This is a genomic window from Mixta sp. (assembly GCF_024610815.1).
Taxonomy (GTDB): Bacteria; Pseudomonadota; Gammaproteobacteria; order Enterobacterales; family Enterobacteriaceae; genus Mixta; species Mixta calida.
Window position 1 is genome coordinate 46,522 of the sequence record NZ_JANION010000174.1, and the last position, 15,822, is coordinate 62,343.

At 55.0% G+C, this 15,822-nt stretch carries 16 protein-coding genes and 2 tRNA genes; 5 read left to right on the forward strand and 13 right to left on the reverse strand.

The features are described from left to right. Positions 1-13: 13 nt before the first annotated feature. The 9 genes from nusA to rlmE form a co-directional block, all read right to left on the reverse strand. Complete coding sequence (nusA, locus tag MYY08_RS13195; protein ID WP_084969943.1) at positions 14-1,501, reverse strand: transcription termination factor NusA; 1,488 nt, start codon at positions 1,499-1,501, stop codon at positions 14-16. 24 nt (positions 1,502-1,525) lie between these two features. Then, positions 1,526-1,978: a ribosome maturation factor RimP gene (gene rimP / locus MYY08_RS13200; RefSeq protein WP_038630160.1), complete on the reverse strand. Its 453-nt coding sequence runs from the start codon at positions 1,976-1,978 to the stop codon at positions 1,526-1,528. Positions 1,979-2,188: 210 nt separating this feature from the next. Then, a tRNA-Met gene (locus MYY08_RS13205) sits at positions 2,189-2,265 on the reverse strand. 59 nt (positions 2,266-2,324) lie between these two features. Beyond that, positions 2,325-2,411: transfer RNA gene (locus tag MYY08_RS13210), tRNA-Leu, on the reverse strand. Positions 2,412-2,465: 54 nt separating this feature from the next. Continuing rightward, positions 2,466-2,798, reverse strand: a complete 333-nt coding sequence (secG, locus tag MYY08_RS13215; RefSeq protein WP_038628751.1) for a preprotein translocase subunit SecG — start codon at positions 2,796-2,798, stop codon at positions 2,466-2,468. A 330-nt stretch (positions 2,799-3,128) separates the two neighbouring features. After that, entirely contained in the window at positions 3,129-4,463 is a 1,335-nt protein-coding gene (glmM, locus tag MYY08_RS13220; protein ID WP_038628753.1) for a phosphoglucosamine mutase, read from the reverse strand. 4 nt (positions 4,464-4,467) lie between these two features. Beyond that, positions 4,468-5,301, reverse strand: coding sequence for a dihydropteroate synthase (folP, locus tag MYY08_RS13225; protein WP_288014522.1), 834 nt, complete (start codon positions 5,299-5,301; stop codon positions 4,468-4,470). Positions 5,302-5,384: 83 nt separating this feature from the next. After that, complete coding sequence (ftsH, locus tag MYY08_RS13230) at positions 5,385-7,319, reverse strand: ATP-dependent zinc metalloprotease FtsH (protein ID WP_038628757.1); 1,935 nt, start codon at positions 7,317-7,319, stop codon at positions 5,385-5,387. 55 nt (positions 7,320-7,374) lie between these two features. Continuing rightward, complete coding sequence (rlmE, locus tag MYY08_RS13235) at positions 7,375-8,004, reverse strand: 23S rRNA (uridine(2552)-2'-O)-methyltransferase RlmE (RefSeq protein ID WP_038628759.1); 630 nt, start codon at positions 8,002-8,004, stop codon at positions 7,375-7,377. A gap of 125 nt (positions 8,005-8,129) precedes the next feature. Between rlmE and yhbY the strand changes: the two genes are divergently transcribed. Further along, a complete protein-coding gene (gene yhbY / locus MYY08_RS13240; protein WP_038628761.1) occupies positions 8,130-8,423 on the forward strand; it encodes a ribosome assembly RNA-binding protein YhbY in 294 nt (97 codons plus the stop codon). Positions 8,424-8,545: 122 nt separating this feature from the next. Here yhbY and greA read toward each other — a convergent pair whose 3' ends face one another. After that, positions 8,546-9,022 carry a transcription elongation factor GreA gene (gene greA / locus MYY08_RS13245; RefSeq protein ID WP_038628763.1) on the reverse strand — a complete coding sequence of 159 codons (477 nt, stop codon included), beginning with the start codon at positions 9,020-9,022 and terminating at the stop codon, positions 8,546-8,548. A 249-nt stretch (positions 9,023-9,271) separates the two neighbouring features. Between greA and dacB the strand changes: the two genes are divergently transcribed. From dacB to pmrB, 3 genes are read left to right on the forward strand one after another with little or no spacing between them, the layout of a single operon-like run. Then, entirely contained in the window at positions 9,272-10,705 is a 1,434-nt protein-coding gene (gene dacB, locus MYY08_RS13250) for a serine-type D-Ala-D-Ala carboxypeptidase (protein ID WP_288014529.1), read from the forward strand. A 5-nt stretch (positions 10,706-10,710) separates the two neighbouring features. Continuing rightward, entirely contained in the window at positions 10,711-11,373 is a 663-nt protein-coding gene (gene pmrA, locus MYY08_RS13255; protein WP_038628765.1) for a two-component system response regulator PmrA, read from the forward strand. Beyond that, complete coding sequence (gene pmrB / locus MYY08_RS13260; protein ID WP_288014525.1) at positions 11,370-12,425, forward strand: two-component system sensor histidine kinase PmrB; 1,056 nt, start codon at positions 11,370-11,372, stop codon at positions 12,423-12,425. The genes pmrA and pmrB overlap by 4 nt, the downstream gene beginning before the upstream one ends. A gap of 193 nt (positions 12,426-12,618) precedes the next feature. On the opposite strand, the gene cgtA is transcribed toward pmrB, so the two are convergent. The 3 genes from cgtA to rplU all read right to left on the reverse strand — a co-directional run bounded on the left by cgtA (position 12,619) and on the right by rplU (position 14,584). Next, positions 12,619-13,791, reverse strand: a complete 1,173-nt coding sequence (gene cgtA, locus MYY08_RS13265; RefSeq protein ID WP_038628769.1) for an Obg family GTPase CgtA — start codon at positions 13,789-13,791, stop codon at positions 12,619-12,621. Positions 13,792-13,999: 208 nt separating this feature from the next. Next, on the reverse strand, positions 14,000-14,257 hold the full coding sequence (rpmA, locus tag MYY08_RS13270) for a 50S ribosomal protein L27 (protein WP_038628771.1): 258 nt from the start codon (positions 14,255-14,257) through the stop codon (positions 14,000-14,002). 15 nt (positions 14,258-14,272) lie between these two features. Next, positions 14,273-14,584 carry a 50S ribosomal protein L21 gene (rplU, locus tag MYY08_RS13275; RefSeq protein WP_038628773.1) on the reverse strand — a complete coding sequence of 104 codons (312 nt, stop codon included), beginning with the start codon at positions 14,582-14,584 and terminating at the stop codon, positions 14,273-14,275. A 258-nt stretch (positions 14,585-14,842) separates the two neighbouring features. On the opposite strand from rplU, the gene ispB reads away from it, so the two are divergent. After that, positions 14,843-15,814: an octaprenyl diphosphate synthase gene (ispB, locus tag MYY08_RS13280; protein ID WP_038628775.1), complete on the forward strand. Its 972-nt coding sequence runs from the start codon at positions 14,843-14,845 to the stop codon at positions 15,812-15,814. Positions 15,815-15,822 lie beyond the last annotated feature (8 nt).

Consider the following 15,822-nt stretch of genomic DNA (forward strand, 5'->3'; position numbering starts at 1 on the left):
TTCCTTCCTGTTATTACGCGTCATCGCCGAACCAGCAGATATTACGCGCCGCCATAATCAAAGCGCCGGCCTTCTCGTCATCAAGGCCTTCGATATCTGTCAGATCGTCGACACCCTGCTCAGCCAGATCTTCCAGCGTGCAAACACCTCTTGCCGCCAGTTTATTGGCCAGAGCGCGATCCACACCTTCAAGGTTCAGCAGATCGTCCGCAGGTTCGCGGTTGCCAAGGCTCTCAGCCTTCTCCAGCGCCAGGGTGGTCAACGCATTTTTCGCACGTTCGCGCAGTGCTTCTACGGTCTCTTCGTCCAGGCCTTCAATTTCCAGCAACTCGTTCATCGGCACATACGCCAACTCTTCCAGGGAGGAGAAGCCTTCTTCGACCAGCACGGTGGCGAACTCTTGATCGATGTCCAGGTGTTTGGTGAAGACATCGATAGCGGCGTGCGCTTCCGCCTGATGTTTCGCCTGCAGATCATCGACCGTCATCACGTTCAGCTCCCAACCGCTCAGTTGTGAAGCCAGACGTACGTTTTGGCCGTTACGGCCAATCGCCTGAGCCAGATTTCCAGCTTCTACGGCGATATCCATGGTGTGATTATCTTCATCCACCACAATTGAGGCGACATCGGCAGGCGCCATGGCGTTAATCACAAACTGCGCCGGGTTGTCGTCCCACAGTACGATATCGATGCGTTCGCCGCCCAGCTCGCTGGAAACAGCCTGAACGCGCGCGCCGCGCATGCCGACACAGGCGCCAACAGGATCGATACGCTTATCGTTAGTTTTCACTGCAATTTTAGCGCGTGAACCCGGATCGCGGGCCGCTGCTTTGATCTCAATGACTTCTTCACCAATTTCCGGCACTTCAATACGGAACAGTTCGATCAGCATTTCCGGCTTGGAACGGGTGACGAACAGCTGAGCGCCGCGCGCTTCCGGGCGTACAGCATACAGCACGCCGCGGATACGGTCGCCTGGACGGAAGTTTTCACGCGGCAACATATCTTCACGCAGGATCACCGCTTCAGCATTGTTGCCGAGGTCGAGCGTAATATTGTCGCGGTTAACCTTTTTCACCACGCCGGTGATGATTTCGCCTTCCTGCTCGCGGAATTGATCGACAACCATCGCGCGCTCGGCTTCACGTACTTTCTGTACGATAACCTGTTTAGCGGTCTGCGTAGTGATACGATCGAATTTTACTGATTCAATCTGATCTTCAACGAAATCGCCGAGATTGACGGTCTCATCTTCGTAACGGGCAGCTTCCAGCGTGATTTCGCGCGTCGGCTGCGTTACTTCTTCAACGATCTGCCAGCGGCGGAAAGTATCGAAATCGCCGCTTTTGCGATCGATGCTGACGCGCACGTCGATTTCCTGCTCATATTTTTTCTTGGTTGCAGTGGCCAGTGCGCTCTCCAGCGCCTCGAAGATTTTTTCGCGCGGCAGGGCTTTCTCATTAGAAACGGCTTCTACAACAGCTAAGATTTCTTTATTCATCCTGGTTAGCCTCAATCCGGACTTTTAAAAGTGGGGGACCAGGTTCGCTTTCTGAATATTACTCAGCGCGAACACTTCGTCTTTACCCTCGACGGTCACCGTAATCATTTCGCCTTCGACAGCTTTAATGATGCCCTGCCATTTGCGGCGGTTCTGGACGGCCATACGCAGGACCAGGCTCACTTCCTCACCTGCGAATCGTGCATAATGCTCAGCGGTAAACAGTGGGCGATCAAGACCCGGCGAGGAAACTTCAAGGTTGTAAGCGACCGTGATGGGATCTTCCACATCCATTACCGCGCTTACCTGGTGGCTGACATCAGCACAATCGTCAACATTGATGCCATCTTCACTATCAATATAGATGCGCAACGTTGATGTGCGACCACGAATGAACTCGATACCGACCAGTTCGTAGCCAAGCGCTTCTACCGGTGCTGAAATCATCTCTGTTAATTTCTGCTCTAATGTGGACAAGCCCACCCCCAAGACATAAAAAAAGGGCATATAGCCCAGTGTTGCGATTCCTGATAACAAAAAACCCCGAAAATTCGGGGCTTAATGCGACTGGACCCTGTATGCCGCAGCTGCGGCTCGGCACACCATCCAAAGAATTTTTTTCAAAATTAGCTGAAGATGCGTCCGAAGATGCATACAGTATATTTGAAAAATAACTCTAAGGGAAAGTGGTTGCGGGGGCCGGATTTGAACCGACGACCTTCGGGTTATGAGCCCGACGAGCTACCAGGCTGCTCCACCCCGCGTCCGAAAACGTGGCGAATATTACGCCGAACATGCACAAAATGCAAGTAAAACTGAGATTTGGTACCGAGGACGGGACTTGAACCCGTAAGCCCAATCGGGCACTACCACCTCAAGGTAGCGTGTCTACCAATTCCACCACCTCGGCACTTTAAGACTGCGACCCTATCCTGAGTCACGTCGAAAGCTTGAAACTTACTGCTTACTGCGGGATATCACTGCCCGGCGCTGCCGGTTTAGCTGGAGCAGTCTGTTGAGACTGTGCCGGCTGAGTCAGATTTTCCCACTCGCTGCCTTTGGCTGTCTTGTTGCTGTTCAGGTTACCCAGAATCAGGCTGATAATGAAGAACAGGGTCGCCAGCACTGCGGTCATACGGGTCATGAAGTTACCAGAACCAGCAGATCCAAACAGCGTCGCGGAAGCGCCTGCACCAAAAGAGGCTCCCATATCAGCGCCTTTACCCTGTTGCAGCATGATCAGACCCACAAGGCCAATTGCCACTAACAGAAAAACGACTAACAGAGCTTCGTACATAATCAACCTGTTTCCTTGCGCGGTCACCGCACATCAAAAGCTTCAAACCAATAACGGGGGATGATTGTCATCTCCCATCAGAAGCGGGTGTGAATACTAACCAAAGGTGTCGGCATCTGCAAGCGCATTTTTAAACACGCGCGTCGATTGCAGAAAAAAGCGGCAAAGCGCTGTTTTTTTACGCCGAAACAACTGGTTCCGTTAGTGAGTGACCGCTATTGCGCCACCCGTTATCTTTACAGTTTTCAGACAACTTAACGCGCGCGCCGCCATAAAATGCAGCCGTGCGGCGCACGTCGATAAAACGCTTCAGGCCGTCTTCAACGAAAATTATACCGCTTTTACCGCATCGGCAATACGGTGCGCCAGCGCGGTAACCTGCGCCTCATCCTCGCCTTCCACCATGACGCGGATCAGCGGCTCGGTGCCCGACTTGCGCAGCAGCACGCGTCCGCGTCCCGCCAGCGTTTTTTCCACCTCGGCGGTCACCGCTTTTACTTCGGCGTTTTCCAGCGGATCGGTAGCCCCGCTGAAGCGGACGTTTACCAGAATCTGCGGCAGCAGCTTCATGCCGCTGCAAAGATCGTGCAGCGTCATATGGTTACGCGCCATAGCGGTAAGTACTTGCAAACCAGCCACAATGCCGTCGCCGGTGGTAGTTTTATCCAGCAGGATAACGTGACCGGAGTTTTCTGCCCCCAGACGCCAACCCTTTTCCTGCAATTTTTCCAGTACGTAACGGTCGCCGACTTTCGCGCGCGCGAATGGAATGCCGAGCTGTTTTAACGCCAGTTCGAGACCCATATTGCTCATCAGCGTGCCCACGACGCCGCCGCGCAGTTGCCCCTGACGCAGACCTTCGCGTGCGATGATATAGAGAATCTGATCGCCGTCGACCTTGTTGCCGAGATGGTCGACCATCATCACGCGATCGCCGTCGCCGTCGAAAGCGAGGCCGACGTCAGCCTTCTCTTCCAGCACGCGTTGCTGTAAGGCGCGCACGTCGGTAGCGCCGCACTCTTTGTTGATATTCATGCCGTCCGGCTGCACGCCGATAGTGATGACTTTCGCGCCCAGCTCGCGCATAACGTTCGGCGCGATGTGATAAGTAGCGCCATTCGCGCAGTCGACAACGATCTTCAGGCCGTTAAGGTTCAGCTCGCTGGGAAAGGTGCCTTTACAGAATTCAATATAGCGGCCTGCGGCATCGACGATACGGCTGGCGCGGCCCAGTTCCGCCGATTCCACGCAGGTCAGCGGCTTTTCCATTTCCTGTTCAATCGCCTCTTCCACGTCATCCGGCAGCTTGGTCCCTTCAGAGGAGAAGAATTTAATGCCGTTATCTTCAAACGGGTTATGCGATGCAGAAATAACGATGCCTGCCTCTGCGCGGAAAGTGCGCGTCAGATAGGCAACAGCTGGCGTAGGCATCGGGCCGGTAAAGGAGGCGGAAAGCCCGGCGGCGGCCAGACCCGCTTCCAGCGCCGATTCCAGCATATAGCCGGAAATGCGGGTATCTTTGCCGATAATGATTTTTTTAGAGCCGTGGCGCGCCAGCACCTTACCTGCCGCCCAGCCAAGCTTAAGTACAAAATCAGGCGTGATAGGCATTTCGCCTACTTTGCCACGAATGCCGTCGGTGCCAAAATATTTACGGTTACTCATGCGTTTATTCCTTCGCTGAACGTGTCGCTTCGACGACGCGCATCGCCTCTACGGTCTCTTTAACGTCGTGTACGCGGATAATCTGCGCACCCTGCATAGCTGCAATCACTGCACAAGCCAGGCTGCCGGTCAGACGTTGAGAAGGCCCTACATTCAGCAGTTGTCCAATCATCGATTTGCGCGACATACCAACCAGCAGCGGCAGACCAAAATGGTGAAAGTCGGCCAGATGCGCCAGTAATTGATAGTTGTGGCTGAGATTCTTACCGAATCCGAAGCCTGGGTCGAGTAGCAGCTGCGATTTTTTAATCCCGGCAGCTTCACAGCGGGCGATTTGCCGGGCGAAAAACTCATCGATCTCCTGCAGCAAATTGTCATAGTGCGGTGCCGTCTGCATGCTGGCCGGTTCGCCCTGCATATGCATCAGACAAACCGGCAAGCCAGTTTCCGCCGCCGCCTCCAATGCGCCGGGAAGCTGAAGCGAGCGGATATCGTTAATGATGTGAGCGCCTACTCGCGCTGATTCCCTTATGACTTCAGGTTTTGACGTATCGACGGAAATCCACATTTCGAAGCGTTGCGCGATTGCCTCCACGACGGGAATAACGCGCTCCAGTTCCTGCTCAGTACTGACTTCCTCTGCGCCGGGCCGGGTAGATTCACCGCCGATATCGATAATGGTCGCACCGGCGTTAATCATCTCATTAGCATGGGTCAGCGCCGCAACCAGCGTATTGTGCTGGCCGCCGTCGGAAAAAGAGTCAGGTGTGACGTTAAGAATGCCCATGACATGGGGATGTGACAAATCCAGGTGGGAATCCCGAGCGTACAGCTTCATCTTTAACTTTCCTTTCTGCGTTTGGTCATATTTTGGATGTAAAAAACCCCGGACCAGCCGGGGTTTTCAGATGTCTTTTACAGTTATTTATTAAACTGCTCAGACATGGTATTGCCTGGATTCGGCGTGCGCGGCTCATCAACCGGACGCGGCGCCTTCGGCGAACCGTTGTTATCCGAGCTGCCGGAACCGGTACCTGGATCTTCCCAGCCTGCCGGCGGACGCACTTCACGGCGCGCCATAAGGTCGTCGATTTGCGGCGCGTCGATGGTTTCATACTTCATCAGCGCGTCTTTCATCGCGTGCAGGATATCCATATTTTCGTTCAGGATACGACGAGCGCGCTGATAGTTGGTATCAATCAGCTGCTTCACTTCCTGATCGATCAGGCGCGCGGTTTCGTCAGACATATGCTTGGCTTTCGCTACTGAGCGGCCGAGGAACACTTCACCCTCTTCTTCCGCATAGAGCAACGGACCCAGTTTTTCCGAGAAGCCCCACTGCGTCACCATGTTACGCGCCAGATTGGTGGCAACTTTAATGTCGTTGGAGGCGCCGGTGGAAACATGCTCCGGTCCGTAGATGATCTCTTCCGCCAGACGACCGCCGTACAGCGTAGAAATCTGGCTTTCCAGCTTCTGACGGCTGGCGCTGATCGCATCGCCTTCCGGCAGGAAGAAGGTCACGCCCAACGCGCGGCCGCGCGGGATAATCGTTACTTTGTGCACCGGATCGTGTTCCGGCACCAGGCGACCGATAATGGCATGGCCCGCTTCGTGGTAGGCGGTAGACTCTTTCTGCGCTTCCGTCATTACCATGGAGCGACGTTCCGCACCCATCATAATTTTATCTTTCGCTTTCTCGAATTCTACCATCGATACGACGCGCTTGTTGCCACGTGCGGCAAACAGCGCCGCTTCGTTGACCAGGTTAGCCAGGTCGGCGCCGGAGAAGCCAGGGGTGCCGCGCGCGATAATTGCCGCGTCAATGTCGGTAGCCAGCGGCACGCGACGCATATGGACTTTCAGAATTTGCTCACGGCCGCGCACGTCCGGCAGACCAACAACGACCTGACGGTCGAAACGGCCTGGACGCAGCAGCGCCGGGTCAAGCACGTCGGGACGGTTGGTCGCGGCGATAACGATGATGCCTTCATTGCCTTCAAAACCATCCATCTCAACCAGCATCTGGTTCAGGGTCTGCTCACGCTCATCGTGACCGCCGCCCAAGCCAGCGCCGCGTTGACGGCCAACGGCGTCGATCTCATCGATGAAGATGATGCAGGGAGCAGCTTTTTTCGCCTGCTCGAACATATCGCGTACGCGTGACGCACCCACGCCGACGAACATTTCCACGAAGTCGGAGCCGGAAATGGTGAAAAACGGCACTTTCGCTTCGCCGGCGATCGCTTTCGCCAGCAGCGTCTTACCCGTACCCGGCGGGCCCACCATCAGAACGCCTTTCGGAATTTTACCGCCCAGTTTCTGGAAGCGGCTCGGCTCGCGCAGGTATTCCACCAGCTCGCCGACTTCCTCTTTCGCTTCGTCACAGCCTGCGACGTCGGCGAAAGTGGTTTTAATCTGATCTTCCGTCAGCATGCGGGCTTTGCTTTTGCCAAAGGACATCGCGCCTTTGCCGCCGCCGCCCTGCATTTGACGCATAAAGAAGATCCAGACGCCAATCAGCAGCAGCATCGGGAACCAGGAGATGAAGATAGAAGCCAGCAGGCTCGGCTCTTCCGGCGGTTCACCGACAACTTTTACATTTTTAGTCAACAGGTTATCGAGCAACTTGGGATCGTTGACGGGAATGTAGGTCGTGTATCGATTACTGTCTTTTTTGGTAACGTTGATTTCACGCCCGTTAATACGTGCCTCGCGGACCTGATCCTGGTTCACTTCCGACAGGAAGGTTGAATAATCAACCCTACGGCCATTCGACTCGCTGGGCCCAAAGCTCTGGAAGACAGACATCAGCACGACCGCGATGACTAACCAGAGAATCAGGTTTTTCGCCATGTCACTCAAGGGATTAACCTCATATTACAACTGTGTTAACAGACAGCGTAGGGTACTATAGTTTGCGCCCTGTCGCTACAATGTACACTTCGCGTGAACGTGACCGCGAAGCGTCCGGCTTACGAATTTTCACTTTCGTAAACAGGGAGCGAATTTCCCGCAGGTATTCATCGAAGCCATCTCCCTGAAATACTTTCACTACAAAGCTGCCACCGGGTGCCAGAATATCGCGACACATTTCCAGCGCCAGCTCAACCAGATACATCGACCGGGGAATATCCACAGCGGGGGTGCCGCTCATGTTGGGCGCCATATCGGACATGACAACCTGAACTTTCTCTTCGCCGACGCGTTCCAGCAGCGCCTTCACTACCGATTCTTCACGAAAATCGCCCTGAAGGAAATCGACACCAACGATAGGATCCATAGGCAGAATGTCACAGGCAATGATACGCCCTTTCGAACCGATTTGGGTTGCGACATACTGTGACCATCCGCCGGGGGCGGCGCCGAGATCAACTACCGTCATGCCGGGCTTAAACAGCTTATCGCCCTGCTGTATTTCATCAAGTTTAAACCAGGCGCGCGAACGCAACCCTTTTTTCTGTGCCTGTTGCACATATTTATCGCTAAAGTGTTCCTGAAGCCAGCGGCTGGAACTGGCTGAACGCTTTTTACCTGTCATACTTTTTCCAACTATTCTTCATCGTAGCGATAAATAACCAAACTGACGGCTGTCGCGTTTGGTGATATACCAGAGATGGCGGTAGAATGTACCGTTTTCAATCCCAATGTAAGTAAAAATATACGATGAATCTGAGTACCAAACAAAAACAGCACCTGAAAGGTCTGGCGCACCCGCTGAAACCTGTCGTTATGCTGGGCAACAACGGCCTTACCGAAGGCGTGCTGGCCGAGATCGATCAGGCGCTTACGCATCACGAACTGATTAAGGTGAAGATCGCTACCGAAGATCGGGAAACGAAAAACCTGGTGGTGGAAGCCATTGTTCGCGAAACGGGAGCCTGTAACGTGCAGGTTATCGGCAAGACGCTGGTGCTGTACCGCCCGACAGAAGAACGTAAAATCTCCCTGCCGCGTTAATCGCGTTCGCTGATGACTCAGCCGGAAGAAATTGCCACGCTCCTGCACTGGATAAAAGGCCGCGATGCGGCCTTTTTCCTTTCTTTACAATCATGCGACGCTTTGAAGCTGCGTTGCAGAGATTAAAGATATTCTACTTTCAGAATTTCATACTCGACGTCGCCGCCCGGCGTTTTGATCACCACCACGTCGTCCGCCTCTTTACCAATCAGTCCGCGCGCCATCGGCGAGTTCACGGAAATTAAATTCTGCTTATAGTCTGCCTCATCGTCGCCGACGATACGCCAGGTCGACTCTTCGTCAGTATCAAGATTCAGAACGGAAACTGTCGCGCCGAAAATCACGCGGCCATTGTTTGGCATTTTCGTTACGTCGATAACCTGCGCGTTAGACAGCTTGGCCTCGATCTCCTGAATACGCCCTTCACAAAAGCCCTGCTCTTCGCGTGCGGCATGATACTCGGCATTCTCTTTCAGATCGCCATGCTCACGCGCTTCCGCAATGGAGGCAATAATACGGGGGCGTCTGACGGTCTTCAGCTCTTCGAGTTCTTCACGCAGCTTCTCTGCGCCCCTTAACGTCATCGGAATCTGATTCATTTTAATACCTCGTCATCGGTCCTGTTTGCTTGTTGTCGTCCTGACCAGTGGTCGTCGGCCAGACGCGTTGTGCAACGCTACCGGCTGATTCGCAAACAAAAGAAACCTGACCCGGAGCAAGCTCCAGGTCAGGATTCAGGTTTGCATTTTGATACGTATTTTAACCCAGAGTTCCCTGTGGGTCATCGTTTACTTTCTACCGTGATGCACCGTAGTATGACGGCTTCACCCGTCAGTTACCGCGAGATTATGCGATTTTCACGACTTGTTACCGGACTAACCTGTGCGTTTATGCTGCAAGCTCACGCAGCACCTGTGGAAGAATACACACAATACTTACCGGATGGCGCAAACCTGGCGCTGATGGCACAAAAAGTGGGTTCATCAACGCCGCTGGTCGATTATCACAGTAAACAAATGGCTTTGCCAGCCAGCACCATGAAAGTAGTGACGGCGCTCGCAGCCCTGCTGGAGCTGGGCCCTGACTTTCGCTTTCGCACCACGCTGGAAACCCAGGGCAAAGTTGCCGACGGCACGCTGAAAGGCGATCTGGTCGCACGCTTCGCCGGCGATCCGACGCTGTCGCGTCAGGATTTGCGCAATATGGTGGCGGCGCTGACCAAACAGGGCATCACCCATATTCAGGGCAATCTGGTGATCGATACCTCGATCTTCGCCAGCCACGACAAGGCGCCAGGCTGGCCATGGAATGATATCACGCAATGTTTTAGCGCACCGCCAGCCGCCGCCATCGTCGATAAGAACTGTTTCTCCGTTTCGCTTTATAGCGCCGAACGCCCTGACGACAACGCCTTTATCCGCGTCGCGTCTTACTATCCCGTCAATATGTTCAGCCAGGTGCGCACCTTAGCTAAGGGCTCGCCGGACGCGCCCTACTGTGAGCTGGACGTGGTGCCGGGCGAGCTGAACCGCTTTACGCTGACGGGCTGCATGACGCAACGCAGCGAGCCTCTGCCGCTGGCTTTTTCGATACAGGACGGCGCCGCCTGGGCGGGCGCGATTTTGAAAGCGATGCTGCATGACGCGGGTATTGACTATACCGGCCATCTTGTCCGCCAGACGCGCGTCACCGAACCTGGCGCCGTGCTGGCGGAAACGCAGTCCGCGCCGCTGCGCGACCTGCTGAAAATCATGCTGAAAAAATCGGACAATATGATTGCCGATACGGTGTTCCGTACTATCGGTCATCACTATTTTAACGTGCCGGGCACCTGGCGCGCAGGCTCCGACGCCGTGCGTCGCATTCTGCGTCAAAAGGCGAATATCGATCTGGGCAACAGCATTCAGGTTGACGGCTCCGGGCTGTCGCGTCACGATCTGATCGCCCCGGCGATCATGATGGAAGTGTTGCAATATATTGCGCAAAACGATCAGCAGCTAAACTTTATCTCGATGCTGCCGCTGGCAGGCTACGACGGCACGCTGCGTTATCGCGGCGGGCTGCATGAGGCGGGCGTCGACGGCAAAGTCTCCGCGAAAACCGGTTCGCTCTCCGGCGTCTATAATCTGGCTGGCTTTATCACTACCGCCAGCGGGCAGCGCGTCGCTTTCGTGCAGTTCCTCTCCGGTTACGCCGTGCCGCCTGAGGATAAGAAAATACGTCGGGTACCGCTGGTGCGCTTCGAAAGCCGTTTATATAAGGATCTCTATCAAAATAACTGAGACTGATGAAAATACTTATCGTAGAAGATGATGCGCTGTTGCAGGAGGGCGTCGCCCTTGCGCTGGGCGGCGAAGGCTATGTCACCGACTGTGCCGCTAAAGGCGCGCAGGCGGAGACGCTGCTGCACAGCGGGCAATACAGCCTCATCGTTCTCGATCTCGGCCTGCCGGATATGGACGGCGCGGCGTTGCTGCGGCGCTGGCGTCGGCAGGGCGTCGATCTGCCTGTGCTGATCCTGACGGCGCGTGATGCGCTGGAGGATAGGGTCAGCGGACTGGATGCCGGCGCCGACGATTATCTGGTTAAGCCATTTGCCCTGGCGGAGTTGAAGGCGCGCGTGCGCGCGCTGATCCGTCGCTATCAGGGGCGCAGCGATAACCAAATTCAGCACGGCGATCTGACGTTGAATCTCGCCTCGCTTCAGGTTTCCGTCGAAAATCAGCCGATTGAAGTAACGCCGAAAGAGTTCGCGCTGCTGACGCGCCTGCTGATGCGTATTGGCCAGACGGTGCATCGCGAGACGCTGCAGCAGGATCTTTACAGCTGGCAGGATGATAACGGCTCCAACACGCTGGAAGTGCATATTCATAATCTGCGCCGCAAACTGGGCAAAGATCGCATTAAAACGGTGCGCGGCGTCGGCTACCGGTTGGAAGAACGTCAATGAACAGCATGCGTCGGCGGCTGCTGATGATGCTGGCGCTGATCCTGCTGACCTGTCAGCTAATGAGCGCGATCTGGCTCTGGCATGAGAGCCGGGAACAGATCGGCTTTCTGGTCAACGAAACGCTGACGGCGAAGTCGCGCAATCAACATGTCGAAAACGAAATTCGCGAAGCGATCGCCTCGCTGCTGCTGCCTTCGCTGGTGATGGTGGGCTTTACCCTTATTCTCTCTTTCTGGGCCATCAGCTGGATCATTCGCCCGTTGAACGCGCTACAGGCCAGCCTGGCCGAACGCTCCGCTGATAACCTCACTCCCCTGCCGACCTTTTCCGATATGGAGGAGATCGTGGCGGTGACGCGCGCGCTCAACCAGCTGCTGGCGCGTCTTAACCAGACGCTGCAACAGGAAAGATTATTCACCGCCGATGCGGCGCATGAACTGCGCACGCCGCTGGCGGGCCTGCGACTGCATCTGGAACTGCTGGCGCAACAGGAAATTAAGCAGGCGCCGATGCTGGTGGCGCGCGTCGACCAGCTGATGCATGTCATTGAGCAACTGCTGATGCTGTCGCGCGCCGGACAGGCGTTGGCCAGCGGGCATTATCAAACGCTGAGCTGGCAGCAGGATATTTTCGCTCCGTTACAGGACGAAATAGAAGAGATGATGCAGCAGCGCCAACAGCGTCTGGTCTGGCCGCAAGAAGATGGTCGGGTGCAGGGCGATGCCGTGTTGCTGCGCCTGATGCTGCGTAATTTGCTGGAGAATGCGTCGCGTTACAGCCCGGAAGCCTCTGCAATCACGCTACAGCTCCAGATCGAACAGGAAGGCAGCCTGCTGCGCGTGCTGGACGAGGGCGGTGGCATTGATGAAGAGACCGCGAGCGAGCTGACGCAGGCGTTTCATCGTCGCGATCGTCGCTACGGCGGCAGCGGGCTGGGATTAAATATTGTGCTGCGCATTTTACAGCTGCACGGCGGCAAGCTGCAGCTCAGCAATCGCCGCGATCGTTCCGGTCTGGATGCGCAATGCCGGTTGCCCGCCACCCTGAACTGAAGAAGCGGCGGCAAACAGAGTAAACAGCGCACTGAAAAGAAAAAGGAAATGACGATAAGGCGTGGTGTCCCCCAACGATAAATAATTAGGGGATGATAAACATTTTCTTTATCACCTGGCTATTTTTTGCTCTGGTAGTAAAAAATGGGCATAAAAAAGCCCGGCGTAACCGGGCTTATCGTTGAGCGGCCATTTAGCGCTGGTAGATGATTTCGACGCCTTCGTCGTCATCCTCATCCCAGTCGTCGTCCCACTCTTCGTCCACTTCTTCTTCCGCCTGCTCCAGCGCTTCACGGTGGTAGTCATCCCACATGAATTCTGCTTTCTCAGGTTTCTTCTCTTCCTCTTCCGCCTCTTTCGGATTGGCGATCAGGAAGGACATGACGTCCCAGCAAAGCGCGTTAACACCGGTCTGGCTGGCGGCAGAGATCAGGTAATATTTTTCTTCCCAGCCCAACGCTTCGACGATCGCTTTCGCGCGGGCTTCCGCCTCTTCCTGATCCAGCAGGTCGACCTTATTGAACACCAGCCAGCGCGGTTTGCGGTACAGTTTCTCACTGTATTTTTCCAGCTCGCCGAGGATAATGCGCGCGTTTTCCACCGGATCGGATTCGTCGATCGGCGCCAGATCGATCAGGTGCAACAGCACGCGGCAACGCTCAAGATGTTTCAGGAAGCGAATGCCCAGACCTGCGCCTTCAGCAGCCCCTTCAATCAGACCAGGGATGTCCGCTACCACAAAGCTTTTTTCGCTGTCCATGCGCACCACGCCAAGGCTTGGCACCAGGGTGGTAAACGGATAGTCGGCAACTTTTGGCTTTGCGGCGGAAACGGCGCGGATAAAGGTGGATTTACCGGCGTTAGGCAGGCCCAGCATGCCGACGTCCGCCAACAGCATCAGCTCCAGCTGCAGATCGCGTTTTTCGCCCGGCGTCCCCATCGTCTTTTGACGCGGCGTACGGTTAACGGACGATTTAAAACGGGTGTTGCCCAGGCCGTGCCAGCCGCCCTTCGCCACCATCAGCTTCTGCTCATGCCGCGTCAGGTCACCCAACGTTTCGCCGGTGCCCTGATCGATCACGCGCGTGCCGACCGGCACTTTAATCACGATATCTTTGCCGCGTTTGCCGGTACAGTCGCGGCTCTGACCGTTCTGTCCACGCTCGGCGCGGAACGATTTCTCGAAACGATAGTCGATCAGCGTGTTGAGGTTTTCGTCAGCCAGCAGGTAGACATCACCGCCGTCGCCGCCGTCACCGCCGTCAGGGCCGCCTTTCGGGATATATTTTTCACGACGGAAGCTGACGCAACCATTACCGCCATCACCTGCGACAACCAGAATTGTCGCTTCATCAACAAACTTCATTTACCTTCTCCGTAAATCATTCACCTGGCGACCGGACATGCCGGTGCGGCTGTATTCCGCCGAGGCCATAAGCGATGACCCGTTGCGGAAAGGCTGTACGTAAAGTGTACAGCAAATCAGGCAAGCTCAAAATGTAAAAAGCCCCGCAATACTCTGCGGGGCTTTCATTCTCTGGCAGGCTGATTAATCAACCTGCAGCGCGACAACCTTACTCAGCAACGATGCTGACGTATTTACGGTTGTTCGGGCCTTTAACTTCGAATTTTACTTTACCGTTTGCAGTAGCAAACAGAGTATGGTCACGGCCAAGACCAACGTTGGTGCCTGCGTGGAATTTGGTGCCACGCTGACGAACGATGATGTTGCCAGCCAGTACTGATTCACCGCCAAAACGTTTTACGCCCAGGCGCTGTGCGTTAGAGTCGCGACCGTTACGTGTCGAGCCGCCAGCCTTTTTGTGTGCCATTTGTCAGATCTCCTCTCAGGCGCTGATGCCAGTGATTTTCACATCAGTGAACCACTGACGGTGGCCTTGCTGCTTACGGTGGTGTTTACGACGACGGAACTTAACGATCTTAATTTTGTCGCCACGACCATGAGCTACAACTTCTGCTTTGATCACGCCACCTGAAACCAGCGGTGCGCCGATAGTTACGTCGTCACCGTTTGCAATCATCAGAACCTGATCGAACTCAATAGTTTCGCCGGTTGCGATGTCCAGCTTTTCCAGGCGAACGGTTTGACCTTCGCTTACTCGGTGTTGTTTACCACCACTTTGGAAAACCGCGTACATATAAAACTCCGCTTCTGCGCTTGCCTTCTTCAATTGTCAGGCGGCGCGATAAAATATTCACAATAGGGCGCGAATTCTACGCAAAATTCCCTGGCTTGACAAGAGGACATAGCAAAGGATTGCAGAAAAAAAACGCAGCGCCATACTCAGGATTCAAGAGCCTCGTTTTTCAAGTACAATCTGTAATACATTACGTGGCACAGACATGGGCAAAGTCGCTTAACATGGCGCTGAACAGAGCAATAGCTGAACAGACTGATGAATTTAGAACAAATTAATGAATTAACCGCGCAAGACATGGCGGCCGTCAACGAGACCATTCTCTCACAGCTGAATTCAGATGTTTCGCTCATCAATCAGTTGGGTTACTACATCATCAGCGGCGGCGGAAAGCGTATTCGTCCGATGATCGCCATTCTTGCGGCGCGCGCTTTAGGGTATGAGGGGAATCAGCACGTCACTATCGCCGCGCTGATTGAATTCATTCATACCGCCACTCTGCTGCATGATGATGTCGTCGATGAATCGGATATGCGCCGCGGCAAAGCGACCGCCAATGCCGCTTTCGGCAACGCGGCCAGCGTGCTGGTAGGCGATTTTATCTATACCCGCGCCTTTCAGATGATGACCAGCCTGGGCTCGCTGCGCATTCTGGCGCTGATGTCGGAGGCGGTAAACGTCATCGCTGAAGGCGAGGTGCTGCAGCTGATGAACTGCAACGATCCCGACATCACCGAAGAAAGCTACATGCACGTCATTTACAGCAAGACGGCGCGCCTGTTTGAGGCGGCGGCGCAATCTTCTGGTATTCTCGCCGGCGGCAGCGCAACGCAGGAGCAGGCTTTGCAGGATTATGGCCGCTATATCGGCACCGCATTTCAGCTGATCGACGATCTTCTCGATTACAGCGCCGACGGCGAAACGCTGGGTAAAAATGTGGGCGACGATCTGAGCGAAGGCAAGCCGACGCTGCCGTTGCTGCATGCGATGCGCCACGGCAACGCGCAGCAGGCGGCGATGATTCGTGAAGCGATTGAGCAGGGAAATGGTCGCCATCTGCTGGATCCGGTTCTGGAAACGATGCGTCAGTGCGGATCGCTGGAGTGGACGCGCAGCCGCGCCGAAGAGGAAGCGGATAAAGCGATTGCCGCCCTGCAGGCGCTGCCTGAATCCCCCTGGCGCAGCGCGCTCGAAGCGCTGGCGCATATGGCCGTACAGCGCGATTCCTGATATATGAC